At 31.1% G+C, this 18,230-nt stretch carries 13 protein-coding genes; 6 read left to right on the forward strand and 7 right to left on the reverse strand.

All coding sequences use genetic code 11. From position 1 onward, the window contains the following. The first annotated feature begins 48 nt into the window (after positions 1–48). A complete protein-coding gene (locus V9L05_RS04000; RefSeq protein ID WP_338790213.1) occupies positions 49–354 on the forward strand; it encodes a hypothetical protein in 306 nt (101 codons plus the stop codon). Between the two features lie 177 nt (positions 355–531). Here V9L05_RS04000 and V9L05_RS04005 read toward each other — a convergent pair whose 3' ends face one another. Continuing rightward, on the reverse strand, positions 532–2,880 hold the full coding sequence (locus V9L05_RS04005) for a peptidylprolyl isomerase (protein ID WP_338814469.1): 2,349 nt from the start codon (positions 2,878–2,880) through the stop codon (positions 532–534). 250 nt (positions 2,881–3,130) lie between these two features. Here V9L05_RS04005 and V9L05_RS04010 point away from each other — a divergent pair, with 250 nt between their 5' ends. Together V9L05_RS04010 and V9L05_RS04015 are read left to right on the forward strand one after the other, a co-directional pair. After that, positions 3,131–5,749 (forward strand): SpoIIE family protein phosphatase, encoded by a 2,619-nt coding sequence (locus V9L05_RS04010; RefSeq protein ID WP_338790211.1) that lies wholly within the window; start codon positions 3,131–3,133, stop codon positions 5,747–5,749. Between the two features lie 189 nt (positions 5,750–5,938). Beyond that, positions 5,939–8,638, forward strand: coding sequence for a SpoIIE family protein phosphatase (locus V9L05_RS04015; protein ID WP_338814470.1), 2,700 nt, complete (start codon positions 5,939–5,941; stop codon positions 8,636–8,638). A 67-nt stretch (positions 8,639–8,705) separates the two neighbouring features. On the opposite strand, the gene rocD is transcribed toward V9L05_RS04015, so the two are convergent. After that, positions 8,706–9,956 carry an ornithine--oxo-acid transaminase gene (gene rocD / locus V9L05_RS04020; RefSeq protein WP_338790209.1) on the reverse strand — a complete coding sequence of 417 codons (1,251 nt, stop codon included), beginning with the start codon at positions 9,954–9,956 and terminating at the stop codon, positions 8,706–8,708. Between the two features lie 284 nt (positions 9,957–10,240). Between rocD and V9L05_RS04025 the strand changes: the two genes are divergently transcribed. Continuing rightward, positions 10,241–11,977 carry a caspase family protein gene (locus tag V9L05_RS04025; protein ID WP_338814471.1) on the forward strand — a complete coding sequence of 579 codons (1,737 nt, stop codon included), beginning with the start codon at positions 10,241–10,243 and terminating at the stop codon, positions 11,975–11,977. A gap of 159 nt (positions 11,978–12,136) precedes the next feature. Here the strand turns inward: V9L05_RS04025 and V9L05_RS04030 are convergent, their stop codons facing one another. From V9L05_RS04030 to V9L05_RS04040, 3 genes are all read right to left on the reverse strand, one after another. Further along, positions 12,137–12,850 (reverse strand): hypothetical protein, encoded by a 714-nt coding sequence (locus V9L05_RS04030; RefSeq protein WP_338814472.1) that lies wholly within the window; start codon positions 12,848–12,850, stop codon positions 12,137–12,139. Positions 12,851–12,914: 64 nt separating this feature from the next. Next, entirely contained in the window at positions 12,915–13,316 is a 402-nt protein-coding gene (locus tag V9L05_RS04035; protein WP_338790204.1) for a hypothetical protein, read from the reverse strand. Positions 13,317–13,446: 130 nt separating this feature from the next. After that, the gene (locus V9L05_RS04040; protein WP_338814473.1) at positions 13,447–14,550 is read right to left on the reverse strand and encodes a porin; all 1,104 of its coding nucleotides are present in this window, start codon (positions 14,548–14,550) and stop codon (positions 13,447–13,449) included. A gap of 169 nt (positions 14,551–14,719) precedes the next feature. Between V9L05_RS04040 and V9L05_RS04045 the strand changes: the two genes are divergently transcribed. Further along, positions 14,720–16,339, forward strand: coding sequence for an NFACT RNA binding domain-containing protein (locus tag V9L05_RS04045; protein ID WP_338814474.1), 1,620 nt, complete (start codon positions 14,720–14,722; stop codon positions 16,337–16,339). 105 nt (positions 16,340–16,444) lie between these two features. Here V9L05_RS04045 and V9L05_RS04050 read toward each other — a convergent pair whose 3' ends face one another. Beyond that, on the reverse strand, positions 16,445–17,206 hold the full coding sequence (locus tag V9L05_RS04050) for a Uma2 family endonuclease (RefSeq protein WP_338814475.1): 762 nt from the start codon (positions 17,204–17,206) through the stop codon (positions 16,445–16,447). 95 nt (positions 17,207–17,301) lie between these two features. Here V9L05_RS04050 and V9L05_RS04055 point away from each other — a divergent pair, with 95 nt between their 5' ends. Next, positions 17,302–17,514, forward strand: coding sequence for a hypothetical protein (locus V9L05_RS04055; RefSeq protein ID WP_338814476.1), 213 nt, complete (start codon positions 17,302–17,304; stop codon positions 17,512–17,514). 119 nt (positions 17,515–17,633) lie between these two features. Here V9L05_RS04055 and V9L05_RS04060 read toward each other — a convergent pair whose 3' ends face one another. Continuing rightward, positions 17,634–18,035: a DUF779 domain-containing protein gene (locus V9L05_RS04060; RefSeq protein ID WP_338814477.1), complete on the reverse strand. Its 402-nt coding sequence runs from the start codon at positions 18,033–18,035 to the stop codon at positions 17,634–17,636. Positions 18,036–18,230: the final 195 nt, after the last annotated feature.

Here is an 18,230-nt window from a genome sequence, read left to right on the forward strand (position 1 = left end):
CATTTAGATTTGTAGTGAGATAATAAACAGATAGTAAAACTATTATAAATGAACAAATTCACAAAGTTTTTTCTGCTATATTTTCTTGTTTTGTTTGTTTTGTGTATTGCAAATTTTGTTTTAGCCTTTGCTCATGATGAGGGAACACTAGAAATAACTTGGCTAGGTGAGCTTTCTCAAAGAATATTTTTGTCCTTCAAGTATCCTTTTTTCCTCGTTGAAGAGTTTACAGAAAATGATAATCTATTAAATGGTTCACTTTTTTATGTAGCTCTCATTCTAAATATATTAACCTATACATTTCTAGCTGCTGGAATTACGTTTATTGCTTCAGAGACAAAAAAAATACAGTAAGCAGATTACTCCTTATATGGCTCACAAAACAGCAGGTTATCGCTCGTTTTTAATAAGTGATTTATTGTAGCCGTGTATTTGATATTCTTGTACTAGAAAAGATTTACAAAAAAACACCTCCTTCTATCCAAAAAAATGAATAAAATAAGGTGTTTTTTTGAGCTGGTTAAAATAATTTTACTTTTTATTCTTCTCCAAAATAGCTTGCATTACTTTTTCATCTGTACTGAATTCGTATTTTTTACGTAGTTCTTCAATCCATTCTTTTTCTAAGAATTGTTGATAATCAGAAATAACAACACCACGAGTTTCTTCTAATTTTTTCACTCTAGCTGGTTCAATTTCTTCAACAATTACATAATACATTCTACCATTTTCTTCAACAGTATAATCTCCTTTTTCGAAGTCTACTTTTGCAAGAACTGGTTGTGCTTGTTTTTCAAAAAGTCCTTCTGTAATTTCTAAACGAAGTGCATTTTCTTTATTAAAGCGTTTTTCCAAAACCTTATAATCTGTTGTGAAAATTTTGAGTTGGATAGTTGCTTTTGCAGCATTTGCATTACCTATTTTTTGAGCTACAAAACGAACATTATCCACGCTTTCTCTTTTGAAATATGCTTTTATCGCATCAATACGGCTTTGCATCATCGCATCAGTTTCTCCTATTGCTTTTGCTGCTTCAATAGTAAGAACATAAGAAGGATTTGTTTTGGCTGCAAGTGCAAAAGGACCTAATTTTTTTATTTGACTTTCTGATAAATTCGTATTTTTTCTAGAAAACTCAAGTTGTAAAGGCTTGAAATTATCTGTTTCATAGTAACCTAACTTCAAACTATCTTTCAACATTGAAAGTGTTTTTTTATCAGCTGCATTATAGATAGTAACTTTTGCTCTGTCTTGCCAACGGTAATTTTCTTTATTTTCATCGTAAAAACCCATTAAACCTTCTTGGTCAGCTAGAGCTTTTGCCCAAACTTTTTGTTCCATTATCTTGAAAAGCAAAATACCATCATAATATTCTTGCAATAAGAAACGATAGTCAGGATATTTATTTGATAACAATGCTTTTTCATTATCAATAATCTTTTGAGCTACAAAACTTTGGAATTCCTCTCTTAAAAAAGGCAATGCTTTTTCAGGAGCAGGCAATTTATTACCTTCTTCCAAATAAGATGCAAAATCATCTAAAGTATAGTTTTTTGTTCCAATCATAAATAAATTTTTATCCTTCATTAATTTCGGATTCTGACTTTCAAAACGTTTTACCGTCCACATATTTGCTTTTTGAATAGCTGAATCAGCAGCCATTTGTGTTAAAAAATCGTCTGCTTTTTTGTTTTGAGAAAAACCATTTTCAGTTTTTAATTTATCAATCAAAACAGCTTGTTGAATTTCAGCACGAGAATCTTTGGCTATTTTTTGTTGCAGAATAGGCTGCAACTCTTCAAAAGGTTCGATAGCATCTTTTTCTATCAATCTAGCAATATGCCATCCGAAAGCAGTTTTGAAAGGTGCTGTAATTTCTCCTTTTTTGAGAGTAGAAATTTTTTCTTCGAAAGGAGGTACAAGCGTTCCTGAAGTAAACTCTGGATTTCCATTATTGGTAAGCTGTCCACCACGTTCTCTTGAACGATAATCTTCTGAAAACTGCTTTGCTAAATTTTCGAATAATTCTTTTTGTTTGGCTTCATCAGTTTCTTTTTCTAATTGCGTATAAATTTCTTGAATTTTTCGATATGCCTTCAATGTATCTTCTGCAATCATTCCATCAGATGAGCGAATCATAATATGTGCTAACTGCACTTTTCCTAAAGAAGGTTGTTTGTTAGTAACTTTTAAGATATGATACCCAAAACGAGTACGAACAATCTCCGAAACTTTACCTTCTTCGGTATTATATGCTGCTGTTTCGAAAGGATAAACCATTTGTAGAGAAGAAAAATAATACAAATCTCCTCCATTTATTTTACCTGATGGATCATCAGAATACGTTTTAGCCAATTCTGCAAAATTTTCTCCTGCTATAGCTTTTTTTCTAACATCTTGAATCTTTTTGTAGGCTGCCAAAGTATCTTCTGGATTTGCATATTGCTCTACCATTATCAGAATATGAGAAGCACGCACTGATTCATTCAGACGAGAATAGGCTTCTTTTACCAATTTTTCACTTACATTTTTAGGTGTAAGATACGGCTCAGCAAGCTGATTTTTATAAATTTCAAATTCTTTTTTGAAAGCCTGAGAAGTATCCATTCCCAGCTCTTTAGCTTCTTCTACTTTGAGTTTAAAATTGATATATAAATCTAAGTATTCTTGAATTTTTTCTCTATTCCAAAGGCTGTCTTCCTCTGTCGAATTATTTTTTTGATAGAGATATTCAAATTCATCGGCCGAAACAATTTGGTCATCTATTTTTAGAAGCGTTGGCGATTGTGGGTAATTTACCTTATTAGAAACTGTTTTTGGCGAACACGCAATAAAAAATAACGTTACCAAAACAGAAAGTATAGAAAAAAACTTATTCATTTTCTTTAATTTTGTGTAAAAATTTAACGGTGCAAAAGTACAAATCTTTTTGCATTGTTTAAATTGAATCACAAAAATTATATTTGAATACATCTTAATCAGACTGATTTGTCGAAGAAATAATTTCAAATGACTTAATTTCATTTTCTAAATATGAAATTTCATGAAAAGTAGCTATATTTATGAATTAGCAATATTATTGTGAATCTAGTAGTAGCCAAAGTATTTCATTGTTAAACTTTTATATGAATTGAAGAATAGCATCTCAAACACAAAGGGTTATATACTTGGAGGTTTTTTATTTGGACTTCTTTTTCCTTTTTTTTCTTGGATTTTAGATGGGTTATTTTTTAATGGAATGACTTTAGGTTGGAATATGGTGGTTCGTCTTCATATTAATAATCCTATACATTTTGTCATAGATTCTGTTCCTTTGATTTTAGCAAGTTCCTTTGGTACAATTGGTTTTTATATTGATAGATTGAAAGAAAATAGTTTGTTGCATCATACCAATATTGATAAATACAATAAAGATAACAAAGCTATTATAAGAAGAATGCGAATTGCAAATAGCATTTTTCCTATCCTAATTTCTACTATGTTGATAACATCCTTTTTGTTATTACAAAACTTTTCAAGTAAAGAGCAAAATGCCCTCTATTTAATTAAAATTGGAAATAATCAGCGTATAATTAGTCAAAATATACTCTATAATGCTATTAAGATTCCCATTACAGAAGCTGATGAAAAAACAAAACATACCAATTCGCTACGTCTTGCAATAAAAAATTTGAAAGAAGGACACCAAAATTTCATACAACAATTTGAATTAGTAGGAGCAAATCAAAAAAATCAAAATTTATTTGATTCCTTAAAAAGAAGCTATCAAAATGTAATTACGAATGGCAATAAACTTTTGATTCCGTTTCCAATCAAAAACCTTGATTCTTTAAACCTTACAAATAATACTACAAAAACAATAAAGCAAGTAGAAAAAAATCAAGAGGAGTTTTCCATTCTTATGAAATCTATTATTACTAACTATGAAAAAAGAGTAGATAATAAAAACGAAAATTTTAAAACCATACAGTTTGCCTTAGTAGTAGTGATTATTTTATTTATATCTAGTTTAGCTGTTTTTGTACTCAAGCCAACCGTAGATAGAGTAAAACAAGCCTTCTTTGATGTTGAAGAAGCTAATGCTAAATTTTTAGAGAAAAATGAAAACTTATTAGCCACCCAAGAGCAAATAGAACAAAAACAAAATTTACTTTCCCAAGCCGAAAAAATGGCAAAAATGGGTAGTTTTATTTGGGATTTGAAGGAAAAAACAATCCAGCACTCAGATAATTTACCTTATATATATAGATTAGAAGAAGGAAATGTAATTACTCCTAATGTCTTTAAAGAAAATGTAGCTCCTGATGATTTTGAGGTCAGTCAAAATCAACTTTCTGAAGCTATATCTACACACACAAAAGAGTTTTTTACAGAATATAGAGCAAGACCTGCCTATCTTGCTGATATGGTAGAGTGGAAACATTATCGTGCTTTTATTATGATTAACTATGATGATAAGGATGAAGCTCATCAAGTTGTCGGTACAGTTCAAGACATTACTGAAGAAATAAAGCAAAATCAGAGAGTAAAATCCCTTTTTGAGAATGCTGAAAAAAATAAAGAGCATTTGGAAGAAGCACAACAACTCGCTAAAATAGCAAGCTATGATATAGATATACTATCCAAAAGTATAAATTGGTCAGATAGCTTTGCAAATATTTTTTATATAGACAAACAAGACACTCCTAGTTCTCTAGCTGATTTTAGAAAATGGATAGACCCTCAAGACTTGGTGAGAGTAACTAATAAATGGGCAGAAGTGGTAGAATCAAAAAATAAATTTAATGAAATATATAAAATAAATACTCCTTCCAACCATGTACTTTACATAAAAGAAAAAGGGTATCCTTCTTTTGATAAAGAGGGAAATTTGATAGGGCAACGTGGAACACTACAAGATGTTACTAAGTCTGAAATAGCTAGAATTAATATTGAACAGAAATCAAAGCAAATAAAAAATCAGCATGACAACTTTGTATCAAGTGTTAATTATGCTCAACGTATTCAGTCTGCTTTACTTGGAGGAACGAACGAAATACAGAATATCTTCAAAGATTCTTTCATCTTTTTTGTACCAAAAGACATCGTTTCAGGAGATTTTTATTGGTATGCAGAAGTAGATAATCGTAAAATTGTTGTAGTAGCTGACTGTACAGGGCATGGCGTACCAGGTGCTTTTATGTCTTTATTAGGAACAATGGTTTTGAATGAAATTGTCGAATATCGTAAAATAACTACTCCAAGTCTTATTTTAGAAGGATTACAAATACAGATTACAGATATATTAAAACAAAAAACAACTAAGAATAGAGATGGAATGGATGTCTCTGTTGCTGTTGTTGATAAGGAAAAAGGGACATTAGAATTTGCTGGAGCAAAAAATCCTCTTGTTTATATACACAAAGAACGAAAAGAAGGAGACGAAAAATCTAATATGACGGTTATCAAAGCAGATCCAGTGTCTATAGGAGGAAGAAGTAAAAAAGTAGAATCAAATACATATACCAATCATATCATTGATTTAAATGAAGTAGAAGCATTTTATTTGTATTCTGATGGTTATCAAGATCAATTTGGGGGAGAGAACGGACGAAAATTTATGTCCAAACAATTTAGAAGCCTTCTTTATGATACCTATAACTCTTCTATGTCTCAACAACGTAGAGCATTAAAAAATAACTTGAGAGATTGGATAGGAAGACATCAAAAGCAAATTGATGATATTTGTATAATCGGAATTAAAATTTAACACTAAAACTGATTTTAACTAGTGACCTTGGAAACTCAACTCTATATAAGACAGCTATTTATTAAAAAAAATGAATTTCGTAAAACAAATATGTCTCAAGTAATAAAAATTAATTAGATTTGTAGTTCAAAATATAACTCTCTTTTACGGGTTAGTAATGCTCTAAGTGTTTCATTTTTTAATCTTTATATGACTCCTATTTCAAACACACAACGCTATACTTTAGGAGGATTTTTATTTGGACTTCTTTTTCCTTTCTTTTCTTGGATTCTTGATGGATTATTTTTTCATGAAATGTCATTAAGTTTAGAAACAGTTGTTCAGATTCACCGTATTAATCCTATCCATTTTGTAATTGATTCTGCTCCTTTTGTTTTGGGAGGTGCTTTTGGGACAATTGGTTTTTATATAGATAGACTAAAAGAAAATAGTGATTTACGTCATAGTAACATTGAAAAATATAATGCAAAAAATAAGGCAATTATACAGCGAATGCGCCTTGCAAACACCTTCTTTCCTATACTGATTGGATTGATATTAGTTGCAGGTTTTTTGTTGCTTCAAGATTTTTCTTATAAAGAACAAGATGATATACATCTAATTAAAATTGGAAGCAATCAGTCTACACTGAGTCAGAAAATTCTTTATCATTCTAGTAGAATACCTGTTACACTAGAAAAGGAAAAAATAAGGCACATAGATTCTTTACTTATTACCTTAAAAAATTTCAAAGAAGGACATGAAAATCTCACTCAAAAATCTTTTACATTAGGAATTAGTAAAGAACATCAAAACTCTCAATCTATTGATGATGCCTTTGATACCTTGGCAAGTAGTTATGAAAATATAGTTATAGGAATTGATGAGCTTTTAAATCCTATTTTTGCTATCGAAAATGTAGATTCTTTAAGCCTTCAGAATCACGAAGCCAAAACAGTAAGAACATTAGAAAAAAATCAAGAAGAATTTTCTTCTCGTATGCAATCTATTATTAATAATTATGAGCAAGAGGCAAAAGATAAGGTTACAAATTTGAAAATTGTACAGTTTGTAGTTGTGGTAGTTATCATGATTTTTGTAATCGCTTTATCAGTATTTGGTTTAAAACCAATGATAGAAAGAGTAAAACAAGCTTTTTTTGATGTAGAAGAAGCCAATGCAAAGTCAATATTGAAAAATGAAAGATTAGAAGCATCACAAGAAGAGTTAAGAATGAATGCAGAGGAATTGCGTTCGATTAACGATAATTTATTATCTGCTCAAGACGAAATCGAACAAAAACAAGATTTGCTCAATCGTGCTGAAAAAATGGCAAAAATGGGTAGTTTTGTTTGGGATTTAGAAACAGAACTCATCACTCATTCAGATAATTTGCCATCTATTTATAGATTAGAAAAAGGTCAGAAATTTAATTCAGCTACTTTCAGAGAAATTGTCCATCCTGAAGATTACAAAAGTAATCAACTAGCTCTTGCAGAAGCTGCAACAAGAAACCAAAAAGAACTCTTGACGCATTATAGAGCAAGACCAACTCATTTATCTGAAAAAGAAGATTGGAAGCATTACCGTGCTTTTTCTTTGATTAACTACAATAATGAAGGAGAACCTTATTTACTGATAGGAACAGCTCAAGATGTTACACAAGAAATTGTACAAAATGAAAAAGTAAAAATTCTTTTTGATAATGTAGAAAAGAACAAAGAACGACTAGAAGAATCTCAACTTTTAGCAAAAATAGTGAGTTATGATATGAATATTGAATCTGAGGAAATAGAATGGTCTGCAAGTTTTGAAGGTATTTTTCAAATTGATAAAAAAGATTTCCCTAATTCCTTGGAAGAGTTTAGAAGTTGGATAGAACCCAAAGATTTAAAAAGAGTCATAAAAAAATGGGAAGAAGCTATAGAAAATAAAGAAAAGTTTAGCGAAGTATATAGAATACATGTACCTAAAAGAGCGACACTTTACATAAAAGAAAAAGCCTATCCTTCATTTGATGAAAATGACATCTTGATAGGAAAACGAGGTACATTACAAGACATTACTAAATCTGAAATCTTTAGGCTCAATATTGAACAAAAATCAAGATTGATAAAACAACAAAATGATAATTTTGTATCAAGTGTAAATTATGCACAGCGAATTCAATTTGCACTATTAGGAAGCACTAGAGAAATGAAATCTATTTTTAAAGATTCGTTTGTCTTCTTTACTCCAAAAGATATTGTATCAGGAGATTTCTTTTGGTACGCAGAAGTAGATAATCGAAAAGTTATTATTGTAGCTGATTGTACAGGACATGGCGTTCCAGGTGCATTTATGTCTTTATTAGGAATTACACTTCTCAATGAAATTGTAAAACACCATAAAATAACTAAACCAAGTGAGATTTTAGATACATTACAACGAGAAATCATAGATATTTTAAAGCAAAAAACAACAGGAAATAAAGATGGAATGGATATTTCTATTGCTGTTATAGATAGTGAGAGAAAAGTTTTAGAGTTTGCAGGTGCAAAAAATCCTCTCGTTTATATGCACAAGAAAAGACAACGAGGAGGAGAAGAAAAAAATATGACCGTTATTAAAGGAGATGCTGTTTCGATAGGAGGAAGAAATAAAAAGGTACAAGATAAAAAATATACCAATCATGTTATTGATTTAGAAGAAGTAGAAACATTCTATTTGTACTCTGATGGCTACCAAGACCAATTTGGAGGAGAAGAAGGACGTAAATTTATGTCAAAACGCTTCCGTAGTCTTTTGTATGAAACTTCTACTTCGTCTATGTTACACCAACGTAGAGCTTTAAAGATGACTTTGATGGATTGGATTGGAACAGAACAAAAACAAATTGATGATATTTGTATCATTGGAATTACAGTTTAAGAGTCATAAAAAAACGAATTTCAAAAAAATGAAATTCGTTTTTTATTAAATTACTATTTTGGAAAAATTATTTCTTAAAATTCAAAACTGTATCTTCAATAATCTGACAACATTCTAGTAATTGCTCTTCTGTCATTACGAGTGGTGGAGCAAAACGAATAATATTTCCGTGTGTAGGTTTGGCAAGCAATCCATTTTCTTTCAAAGCAACACACAAATCCCAAGCCGTTGAGCTATCTGGCGAATCATTTATTACTACTGCATTCAAAAGACCTTTTCCACGAACTAAATTTACTAGGTCTGATTTATCAGCCAATTCACTCATTTTCTGACGGAAAACTTTACCCAATTCTTCTGCTCTTTCAGAAAGATTTTCATTTTTTACAACTTCCAAAGCTGCCATTGCCACTTCACAAGCCAATGGATTTCCACCAAAAGTAGAACCGTGTTCACCTGGTTTGATGGTAAGCATAATTTCGTGACTAGAAAGAACTGCCGAAACAGGAAAAACACCACCCGAAAGAGCTTTACCCAAAATCAAAATATCAGGTTGAAAACCTTCATGGTCACAACATACTAACTTTCCAGTTCTTGCAATTCCTGTCTGCACTTCATCTGCAATAAAAAGAACGTTTTTAGATTTACATAATTCATAAGCCTTTTTCAAATATCCTTCATCAGGAACAACTACACCAGCTTCTCCTTGGATTGGCTCAACCATAAAACCAGCCACATTTGGATCTTCCAATGCTTTTTCCAAAGCAGACAAATCATTATATTTTACGATTTCAAAACCAGGTAAATAAGGACCATAATCGCTATACGCACTTGGGTCTGTCGAAGAAGAAACGGCTGCAAGTGTTCTTCCCCAAAAGTTATTTTCTGCAAAAAGTATCTTTGCTTTATTTTCTTCTATTCCTTTTACTTTATATGCCCATTTACGACAAAGCTTGATTGCTGTTTCTCCTCCTTCTACTCCTGTATTCATTGGCAAAACTCTATCATAACCGAAAAATTCTGTCATAAATTTTTCATAATTTCCCAATACATTATTGTAAAATGCACGAGAAGTAAGTGTCAATTTTTGAGCTTGTGTAGTAAGAGCTTTTATGATATGGGGATGACAATGCCCTTGATTAACAGCACTATATGCTGAAAGAAAATCGTAATATTTTTTCCCATCTGTATCCCAAACATGAACACCTTCACCTTTTTCTAACACTACTGGAAGTGGATGGTAATTGTGCGCTCCATAATTATCTTCTAAGTCTATGAATTTTTGCTGACCTGCTGATACGTTTTGTGTTTCTGTAAGCATATTTTTACTTGTTTATGTTTGTTTAGTTGATTCAGCCTAAAATTACTCAAAAGTTTTTAGATACAAAACTTAATTCAGGTTGATTATTTTACAAAAAAAACTAAACTTAAAAAGCATTTCCTTTTTCAGACACCTTTTTGCATATTATTTGCGTACGTATAAATAAGAATAGATGAATACTCTTTTTTGATAGACGAATACCAAATTTTATTCGTTAAAATAAAGAATACAGATGAGTAATTCTGAATAAATACCAGCTTAATTAAATATTAAATTTTACTTCTATGCCTACTTTTTCCTTTATATCAACTACTACACTTACTTTTTTACTTTTATTTTGCTGTCAAACCTTGGTAGTTGCACAGTATGATATACATTATCTAAAAAGTGGAAATCAAGCACTGGTACAAAAAAATTACGTACAAGCAGAAACTGATTATACAACTTCTCTAAAACATAATAGCCGAAATATGGAAGCCTATCTTCAACGAGGAATAGCAAGATGGCATTTGGAAAAGTATAAAGATGCAATTTCAGATTTGGACAGAACAATTTTATTTAATTATAAATTGGCAGAAGCAAATCTATGGAAAGGTAAAAGTTATTATTCAATGGATTCTTACAAAGAAGCTATTACTTATTTTGATAAAGCATTAAAATCCAATACCAAAAAAGATTCTCAAATTAATACTGAAATTTATGAATTTAAAGGATATGCCTATCAAAAATTAAATAATTCTGATAAAACAGTTGAAAATTTTAGATTGGCTTTAGGAGAAGGAAGTAGCAAATCGGCAGAAATAAATTATGAACTAGCTACAATTAATTATTTAAATAAAAAGTATGAAGAAAGTCTAAAGAATCTACAGTTAGCCAGAGAGCAAGGACACCCAAACCGAGTAGAAATTGCAAAGAAAATTGTAACTCTTGACAAACTTATTGCAGAAGAAAAGAAAGCAAACGAACAAAAAAATGTAAAATTTCATTTTCAAAACCCATCTTCACTTACAGCAACCGTTTCAAATTCTTTTTTTGATTTAGAAGTGTGTCTGGAATCCGAACTGATGGTAAATGAAGTAAAAGTTTTTGTGAATAATAAAGAACAAGACCCAATTAGAGGACTTACCGTCACCCCAAGCACTATGTGTGCTATTACTATAAAACGCAAAATTCCACTGCAAAACGGAACTAATGAAATTCGTTTGGAAGCAACAACAGCACAAGGAACTTTTTTTTCAGATAAAGCAAATATTACCTTTACTACTCCCACTCGTGCAGAAAATGCTATCGCTTCAATGCCAAAAGTTTGGGCAGTTGTAGTAGGTGTGGCAAGTTATACAGCAATGCCAACACTGCGTTATTCAGATGATGATGCGTATCAAATGTATGCCTTTTTGAAAAGCCCAGAGGGTGGCGCACTTTCTGACAATCAAATTACACTTTTAGTAGATGAGAATGCTACAAAATCACAAATTACTAATTCTTTAAGTCAAAAGTTTAGTGCTGCTTCTGAAAATGATTTAGTTATTTTTTATTATGCTGGACACGGTTTGGAAGGTAGTTTTATTCCTTACGATTACAATGGAACAGAAAGCACTAAACTCCTGCACAAAGACGTTCAAGATATTTTTACGAGTTGCAAAGCAAAAAACAAATTATTTATTGCAGATGCCTGTCATTCGGGAAGTAGTAGTGAAAATTTGAGAGGAAATGTAAAAGCAACTATGGATAAATATTACCAAGCTCTTGCCAAAACTTCGGGAGGAACGGCACTTATGATGTCCTCAAAAGCAGAAGAAACTTCACTTGAAAACAAGACCATTCGCCAAGGAGTTTTTAGTTATTATTTGATTCGTGGCTTAAAAGGCGAGGCTGATTTTAATGCTGATAATATTGTTTCGGTAAGAGAACTTTTTGATTATGTCCAAACACAAACTCGCCAGTATACAAACTACCGTCAGAATCCAGAATTGTATGGGCTTTTTGACCCAAATATGCCGATTGGAGCTGTTAGGAAATAAATTTAACTTGTTCAAGCGTCGACACTTGAACAAGTTAAATTAAAGAAACTCAAGCAGAAATGTTTGAGTTTTTTGTTTTGGATTATCAGTTCGTTGTATAAAAAACTCACTCATTTTATGAAACAAGTGAGTTTTTGAGAAATAATTTTGAAGAATAAATTATTTACGCCAAGGAATAAGTAATTTTTCTATTTCTGGTAAAAGATTCAAATCGGCTGTACACATTTCTTCTGCACCCCCATAGAATTTTTGAAAAAATACTTCTACTGTTCTACGATATTGCTCACCTTCGCCTGCCCAAAGTCTATACAAACCTGGTACAACAGCTCTAGGAACATAACCCATATCTTTCAAAATAGTCTGTGTAACTGTGTGCATACCTGCACACCAGCCATAAGCCATTTCAACACCTGAATCTTCAAATAATTTGTCGGCTGCATTCAAGATTTCAGTTCCTAAGCCAGCAGCTTGATAATCTTCATGAGTAGCAATAACTAATAACTCGCCTCTACGCAACATTTTCCACATCGTAATTATTAAAGCTGAGGCAATTTTTTTGGTTGCTACTTCTTCAATAACAATAAGAAAATTATTTCCTTTATTAAATGTCTCACCTTGCCCAACAAAAGGAGCAAAACCATCAGGTGTAAACAGCAATTCAAAATCACAGCCTTTTAGAGCTGGAAATCCTGTTTTATAGGCTTCTGATGCACCTTCTAAGTCAGCTTCTGTTGCTTCACGAACAATAAAATTGCCGTCTAAAATTATTTTTTGTTCTAGTTTTGCCCAGTCTATTGGCTCACAACCTTGGCGTACCTGTACATCTTCAGGCATATCTAACCAAAGACTGTTCATGGATTTACGATTATTCATGTTGATTAAAAATTAAAATAATAGATTTTTTTTATTAAAAATAGATTGATAACATATAAAGAACTTATGATACTAGCCAATTTTTTGCTTTATCAACATCATCAAAAAAACGAACTGCAAATCCTCCTGTAGTTTCTTCTTCCATGAGTTGTTCCATAGCTACTTGAGCAAATAAATCAGGTGTTTCTACTATGGCAGCCATTTCCACTCCAAGCTCAATGCACTTAGGAAAGATATTTTGAGCATGCCATTCCTGCAATTCAGGTACAATAATATACTCCATGTTCTGATTATTTACTAAAGCCTTTTTAGGTCTGTATTTTTCAAAAAACTCAAGATAGGTGAGCATTTCTTTCTTAAATTTTTCAGCATTTAAATTTTCGCTTCCTGATTTAAAAATGTGTGAAAAGATAGAATTTTCTTCATCGTAATCAAAAACTGAATAATCACTTTCATAGATAATCATATATTCGTTGGGGTTTAAGTTAAAAGTTTCATGTTAGTAAATATAAAAAACTATTTCTATATCTAAGCAAAATACAACTATTAAAGCAAATTTTTATTTTTTTTTGTCTATTACAAACAATTTATACGTTTCAAAAACCAACAGCTAAAGAAGAGCCCAAAAATAAGTTAGTAGAAACTGAATTTTCATTTTTTATAAAAATGTCATCTTTACTTTTCAGACTACGGTATTCGATTCTCCAAAGTATATTTTCTGTTATTTTATAATCCAGATTAATAGAATAACTTGACGTTTGAAAGCCATTTTGAGTTTCTGTGACTACAATAACTTCATTTTCATCGTTATAATGTTCTGCTCGTACAGCTAAAGAAATTTTTTCATTAAAATTATATTTTGCTATCAAAATAGGCGAATACCACACATTATATTCCGAACTTTCTTTCTGTTTTTGCTCTGCACCAATATCAAATCCTGCAATAATTTCAAATTTGTCTAAAAAATCAACTTTCATAAAAAAGTCATGGAAATAACGCATCTTTTTTTCTGCTATTGGATAGTCATTTCCTATAAAAGAACTACTATTAAAAGTGATTTTTTTAGTTGGTTTAAAAGTAATTTGATGTCCAAAAGCAAGTGTTTGATTTCCTTCTACTCGCTGAATGCGTTGCCAACCATTGAGTAAAAGTCCTGATAGAAACCATTTTTCATTATCTGAAGTATAAGAAATTTTGATTCCACTTTCATAATAAGGCGAATTTTCAGCTAACAGACTACGTGTCATAGTTGGACAATCTTTTCCAATCGCACTCTCAAAACCAATATGTGAACTAAAAATACCTGCATCAATCCATATATTCTTTGTTTTTGAAATTTTCACTCCTGCATATGCTTCATAAATGTTTTTCAAAACACCTTCTTCTGCTGCTAGATTTATATTTGAGTACGTTCCTGTCATAAGCGCAAGTCTTGCACGAACTTTTTCAGTTTCATAATCAGCTTGAATCAATCCTAAATTTAAAGCCAGTTCGTTATGACGATGATATGCATAAAAAAAGTTTGGACGAACATGATTTTCAGGTTCATTGAAATCATAAATATAATAGGTTTCTAAATACGCACTAAATTTGACTTTTGATAGTGGTTTATCCAAATTTTCTACCTTTATAGTGTCATTTTGAGCAAAAACAGTAAATGAAAATGAAAGGAATAGAAAAAATAAAATAAATTGTCGCATCTTTTTGTGATTTTTGGGGTTGTATAGGAGAAATTACGTATGATAGACTTTCCAGTCTGTTTGAAAATAAAAAATCATTTTGTTCAGACTAGGAAGTCTGAAATACATACTATAGATTACAAAGTAAAAATTCTAAGTCTGATTAGTACCAAATTTTATAAAAAAATCAATGCAAAACAATTATTATTTTATTCGAAGTCTTTCCAACGAACTTTCCAAACAGATTATAGGATTTGAAATTGCGACTATTTTTTCGCAAAATAAAGATGAATTATTGATAGGACTTATTGATAATGATAATCCAGAAACTGAATTTTGGATTCGTGCTACCTTTACACCTGAACTCACAACACTTTCTTTTCCTCAATCTTTTGCACGAGCAAAGCGAAATAGCATTGATCTTTTTGATTCTATTATTGGAAAGAAAATAACGAGTATTCGTCAGTTTAATAATGAACGAGCTTTTGGAATAGAATTGGAAGAAAACTTTACTTTGCTATTCAAATTATTTGGTAATCGCTCAAATATTATTTTATTTTCTCAAGATGAGAGTTCAAAAAGTGAAAATTCAGAACAAGAAATTGAAGCTATTTTTCAACATAAGCTACAAGCCGATTGGGAGATAATTTATGAAGATTTGGATAGAAGTATAGAACAGGAAAAAGAGGATTTTATAGAAAATGGAATCAAGAAAACCTTTCCTACTTTTGGAAAAGATGTATTAAAATATATCAACAATAAAGTAGAAAATACAGAAGACAGAGAAAAATATTGGCAAGAAACCGAAAAATTAATTACTTATTTTGATGAGATTGAAAATTTAGATTTTTATGTTTTCTTAAAAACAAATGAAGTAAAATTATCGATTCTTAATCCAAAAGAGTTTATTAAAGATGCTGAAATTCTACACAAAACAGACAATGCCATTGAAGCCTGTAATTTGTTTTACATGGAGTTTTCAAGGCGTTATTATTTAGGCAAAGAAAAAAATGCAGCACTTAAAGCTATAGAAAAACGTCATCGCCAAACTCAAAACTACATAGACAAGACACTCAAAAAGATAGAAAAAGTAGAAAATACAATGCGTTACGAAGAATTTGGACATATTCTGATGGCAAATCTTCACGCTGTAGAGCCTCGCTCAAAATCAGTAGAACTTTTTGATTTTTATACCAATAAGCAAATTACAATTCCATTAAAAGACCATTTATCAGCACAAAAAAATGCAGAACTTTTTTATAGAAAAGGTAAAAATCAAAAATTAGAAATTGATAATTTGTATCAAAATTTAGAGAAAAAAGAAGAGCAATTACACCTTTTTGAAAGTCAGTTGGACGAAATAAATAATTTTGAATCACTCAAAGAAATGCGAAAATTTTTGAAGGAAAATAAAATTAAGGTAACCAATTTACAAGAAAACGAACCTGATGAACTTCCATTTAAAGTTTTTGAATATCAAGATTTTCAGATTTTGGTAGGGAAAAATTCTAAAAACAACGACTTACTTACTCAAAAATATGCTTATAAGGAAGATTTGTGGCTTCATGCTCGTGGTGTTGCAGGTTCGCATGTCGTGATAAAATACCGAGCAGGAAAACCATTTCCAAAATCGGTCATTGAAAAAGCTGCCAGTTTAGCAGCCTATTATTCCAAGCGAAAAACAGATTCGCTTTGTCCTGTCATTGTAACACCTAAAAAATATGTCAGAAAACCAAAAGGAGCAGCACTTGGTGCAGTTGTCGTGGAAAGAGAAGATGTGGTAATGGTTGAACCTAAAGGATTTGAGTAAGTTGTTTTTGTGTTGTCGGTGAGACACCGACAACGGCTTTTCAAATACTGTCACCAGTGGTGACACAATTGGTTTTTCTAAAACTCGCACCAGTGGTGCGAGAAATTAATCCTCAAAAATATCAGTAATATCTATTTCAAAACCTGTCAATACTTTTGATTTTATACTTCCTTCTTTCTCTGCTTCTGAAAAAACTTGATACTTTCCTTTTTCATTCAAAACCTCTACAAAAACTTGTTTTTTCTTAGGATAAATCTGCCAAAACTCTGTTACTTTATTTTTTTGGTAAAGTTCTCTTTTTGCTTCTCTTTCTTTTTTCTTGTTACCTTTTGACCACACTTCTACAGCCAAATCAGGCGCACCTTGAGCCTTTTTACCATCTAAAATATCCATTCTCTGAACAGAAACAAAAATAACATCAGGAATAACAGTATTATCTTCATCAAAAACTACATCAAAAGGCGAAACGATAACCTTTCCTAATTTATGTAGTTTAGCATAATGTTTAAAGGCAACAAAAAGTTCGCCTACTATTTCTTGGTGGTCTTGTTCTGGACTTGGCATAATAAAAAGTTGGTTATTGATAATTTCTACTTTGACAGAAAGGTCTTGAGGAAAATAATTGACTAAATCTTGGTATGTCCATTTATAGTCTATTGGAAACTGGGCTGCAATTTTTTTTATATCTTCAAAAGTATAATTATCTTTTTCTTCATAGTTTATTATTTTAAGCTCCGTATCTGTTTTTATTTCACTTTCTTGAATTGAGTTATCTGTTTCAAAATAAGTTATTCCCAACCTTTCAGCTAACTCTTTTAATAAGTTAAGGTCAGAACTATTATCAGTCTGTAAAACAAGCGTTTTCATAATATATATATTTTGTAGTTTTGATAAGCCAAGATACAAAAAAATAGACGTAGAATTATTTTTAATCTATCTACAAAAATTAAATCACAAAAAATATGCACCCACTAATCCAAAAAGCCCTAAATCAGTTAAATTCCAACAATTACAGAGGATATTTTGAAGAAATGGATATGATTATTCCACCTACTTTGAGTACACAATATCAAGAACTCAAAGGTTTTTTTGTGGCAGGAATAAAAAATGAGGAGTTTAAAGAAGCCTTGAACCTTTTTGCCTTGGAAGTAGATGCTAGTTTGTATAAAGGCTGATATTTTTAATAAAGAAACCTCGTTGACGGCTTCATTTGAGCCTCAACGACGGTTAGTTATTAGTTTTATTCTGTTTTCAACCGTCAACGAGGCGTTGCCATCGTTGAGGTAAGAATAATTTATAAAGCTGTTTCTTCTAAATATTCCTCTCCATTTTTGACAGGAATCAAATTTTTGGTTTCTTCTTCCGTAAAAAGTCTGGACTTGACAATAAAACGATAACCCAAAGGAATCTCTAACGAAAAACTAGAACCTCTTCCTTCTGTAATATCAATCGTAAGATGCGTATGTTGCCAGTAATCAAATTGAGATTGGTTCATAAAAAAATCACATCCGTGAATCGTTCCCACCCAAACGTCATTTGAGCCTACTTTAAATTCTCCTTTTACAAAGCACATCGGTTGTGAACCATCACAACACCCTCCACTTTGATGGAACATAAGTTCTCCATTTTCTTCTCTTAGCTCATCAATAATTTTTTTGGCTGCATCTGTTGCAATAACTCTTTGTGTATTTTTCATAATTGTTTTTATTTTAATTGGTTGTCTATTTTATACGAAAACTAAAGTTTTCGGTACATTGTTTCTCACTCTAAAGAGTAAGCTACATTGAGTCGTTGTCGGTGTCCCCACCGACGACAAAAAACTACCTACATTTTATAGCAAAACCCTAAGGGTCTTCATAGTTCCTTAGGGTTTGATATAACTGGTTGATTT

The organism is Bernardetia sp. Wsw4-3y2 (assembly GCF_037126295.1).
GTDB lineage: Bacteria > Bacteroidota > Bacteroidia > Cytophagales > Bernardetiaceae > Bernardetia.